We start from the raw sequence: 3,804 nt of genomic DNA on the forward strand, positions 1-3,804 counted from the left end.
CTTCGCAGTGATTTGAGCGACAACCCGAGTTTTAGAGATTTGTTGTCAAGAGTAAAACAAACAACTCTGGAAGGTTATGACCATCAGTTAACACCTTTTGAAAAGGTTGTAGATCGGGTGATTACGACTCGTGATATGAGTATGACGCCGTTGTTTCAAGTGATGTTTATATTACAGAATGGCTCAGCAACTAATAAAAAATTAGATTTAGAGGATATTTTGATATCAGATTACGAGTTTGATAGGGTTACTACACAGTTTGATTTGACATTGAGCATAACAGATGGAGATGAAGGAACTTCACTGTATATAAATTACAGTACTGCTTTGTTCGAAAAAGCAACAATCGATAGAATGCTGTTACATTACCAAGAGTTGTTGAAAAACATCGTCGTTGATATTTCCCAGTCTTTGGGCAGTTTATCGATGCTTACCCAAGAAGAAGAACATCAATTATTGGATGTTTTTAATAACACAGATGTCGCACATCCAAAAGATAAGACCGTAGTTGATTTATTCACTGAACAGGTTAAACGAACACCAGACGCTATCGCGGTTGTTTATGAAGGTGAGGAATTAACTTATAAAGAATTAGATCAACGCTCGAATCAGTTGGGGCGTTATTTACGCGAACAAGGCGTAGAGCCGGATGATCTTGTTGGTATCTGTCTGGAGCGAAGTTTAGAGATGCTTGTAGGTATTCTGGGGATATTAAAATCAGGAGGAGCTTATGTTCCAATCGATCCGGAGTATCCAAAAGATCGTTTAAATTACATGCTTACAGATGCTAATATTGATTTGGTGTTGAGCAGTGAGTTAAGTCGTAAAGTTATAGATAAGCGTGAAGGTTTGTCAATTTTATCTTTAGACAGTGAATGGGATGTTATATCGGACTGCTCTAAAAGAAAATTGAGTCCTGTATTATCACCTTCTAATTTAGCATATGTTATTTACACCTCGGGGAGTACAGGTGTTCCTAAAGGAGTTCCTGTTATTCATACTAGTTTAGTTAATTTCTTATTAAGTATGATTAATCGTTTAGGAATGAGTGGTTTGAGTAAATTTCTCTCAGTAACAACATATACTTTTGATATTTTTTATTTAGAATTTTTTACTCCTTTATTATTAGGAGCTAAAGTTATCGTCGTAGATAGTATATCCATAAGAGATGCAGATAAACTTCAAACTTTTATAGCTGATTACCGTCCTGATTTTATGCAGGCAACACCATCAACTTGGCAAATGCTTATTGATAATGACTGGGACAATAAAGAAGGCGTTACTATTTTGACTGGAGGAGAAGCTATTAAGGAATCTTTAAAGGATAGTCTTACTTCTATAAGTGATTTTGTTTGGAATTTATATGGTCCAACGGAGGCTACTATTTGGGTGACAGCTCAAAGATTAAATCGTTTTCAAAAAGTTAATATAGGTCGAATGACTGATAATGTTAAGATATACATATTAGATAATTATGATAAGATAGTACCATTAGGAGTAATTGGAGAATTGTGTATAGGAGGTGTTCAGTTAGCACGAGGTTATTTAAACAGAGAAGAATTAACTAATGAGAAATTTATAGAGAATCCATTTAAAGAAGGGGAACGAATTTATAAAACAGGCGATCTGGCACGTTGGTTACCCGATGGTAATATTGAGTGTATAGGAAGAAAAGACGACCAGGTTAAGATAAGGGGGCACCGTATAGAATTGGGCGAGATCGAAAACGTCTTGTCTTCTTTACCCGGAGTAACACAGTGTTGTGTATTGGCTAAGGAAGATGCAGCTGGCAGTAAGCGTCTGGTTGGTTATGTTGTACCTGAGGATGATTTCGATAAAGAAGGATTACAAAACCAATTAAAACTAAGTTTACCAGAGTATATGGTTCCTCAATTATGGGTGACTTTAGATGCGATGCCATTAACTACTAATGGAAAGCTGAATAAAAATGTACTGCCGGATCCCGATAGTTCAGATTTATCAAGTAAAGAATATGTAGCACCACGCAACGAAACGGAAGCGCAGTTAGCAGAAATATGGCAAGAATTATTAGGGATTGATCAGGTAGGAATTTATGATAACTTCTTTGAATTGGGAGGTCATAGTTTATTAGCAACCCGCTTGGTGTCTATGATACGTAAAGAACTATCAATAGAAGTGTCTATTCGAAACATTTTCAGATTTAATACTGTAGAAGAGTTAGCATCATATATAATCTATAAAGTAGTCAACTCCAATGATACTAAAAACGATTATAGTATAAACATTGAATTATAATTTAATAAGGCATATGGAATTTTCAAGTTTTTTTCAAAGATTAAATAGAGAAGGAATAAAATTAGTATTAAAAGGTGATTTATTAAGTGTTAAATCAAATACTAATATAGACCCGACAGTACTTTTGGAAATAAAAAATAATAAGGAATTAATTATTCAATATCTAAAGAAGTATCAAGATGAAAATACAACAGAAGAATTATTAAAAAAGATTACTCCTTACAATAGGGATTCTTTTACTAAAATCCCACTATCATATAGTCAGGAAAGATTATGGTTTTTGGATCAGTTGGGTGGTAGTGCAGAATATAATATGCCCATTGTGTTACGTTTAGATGGAACATTAAATATTTCAATTTTAGAAGAATCATTACAAACTATTGTTTCGCGCCATGAAGTATTACGTACGAATCTTTTATCAGAAGATGGGATTGGATATCAGGAGGTTATAGAGGCTGAAAATTGGTTTTTGGAACAAGAAGTGGTATCGGATGAAGAATTGCTAGGGAGTCATTTAAATACATATCTGAATAAACCGTTTGATTTATCAAAAGATTACAAGCTGCGAGCGTGTTTATATACATTAGGGAATGAGAAGCATGTTCTGGCTTGTATTTTCCATCATATTGCAAGTGATGGATGGTCAGAGGGAATTTTGGTGCATGAGTTTATGGAACTGTATAGTGCTCTCCAGTCTGGCCGCGAGGCAGTTTTACCGGAACTTAGTTTACAATATGCAGATTATGCCATTTGGCAGCGCAAGTATTTAGAAGGCGCTGTTTTAGAGAATCAGTTATCCTATTGGGAATCAAAATTAAGAGACGTAAGTACTTTGTCACTACCAATGGATCATGCACGACCTTCTGTACAGAGTAATGCAGGAGCGACTATTTCTTTTGAGCTGGACAAAAAAATAAGCACTTCACTAAATTCAATATGTCAGGAAGAAGGTGTTACGCTGTTTATGTTATTGTTATCTGCTTTCAAGATCTTATTATCTCGTTATAGTGGTCAGGATGATATTTGTGTAGGAACCCCAATAGCAAATCGAACCCAATCGGAGTTAGAGGGAATGATTGGCTTTTTTGTAAACACCTTAGCACTTCGCAGTGATTTAGGCGGCGATCTGAGTTTCAAGGATCTATTAACAATGGTAAAACAAACAACTTTAGAGGGTTATGACAATCAACTGGCACCTTTTGAGAAGGTCGTAGATCGAATAGCTATCACTAGAGATATGAGTATGACACCATTATTTCAAGTGATGTTTGATTTTAAAAATAATATTAAAAACTCTAATGAAAAAGAGGAGATTTTAGAAGGTATTGTGATTTCAGATTATGAGTTCGATATGGTTACTGCACAATTTGATTTAATATTGAGTGCATCAGAGGGGAATCAGAACATTTCATTAGAAATAAATTATTGTACAGCTTTATTTGATAAGGCTACGATTGACCGTATGCTATTGCATTATCAGGAGCTGTTGGTTAGTATTGCAGACAATATCACGCAGCCAATAAGCAA

The 3,804-nt window shown here is 34.9% G+C and carries 2 protein-coding genes; both read left to right on the top strand.

What is annotated here, in order from left to right; translation table 11 throughout:
• The coding region (locus CHB81_RS26550; protein ID WP_141130486.1) for a non-ribosomal peptide synthetase at positions 1 to 2,277 on the top strand (2,277 nt) is incomplete at its 5' end.
• Positions 2,278 to 2,290: 13 nt separating this feature from the next.
• The coding region (locus tag CHB81_RS26555) for a condensation domain-containing protein (RefSeq protein WP_254921284.1) at positions 2,291 to 3,804 on the top strand (1,514 nt) is incomplete at its 3' end.

The sequence above is a fragment of the Flavobacterium sp. ov086 genome, from assembly GCF_900187965.1.
In the GTDB taxonomy this organism is placed as follows: domain Bacteria; phylum Bacteroidota; class Bacteroidia; order Flavobacteriales; family Flavobacteriaceae; genus Flavobacterium.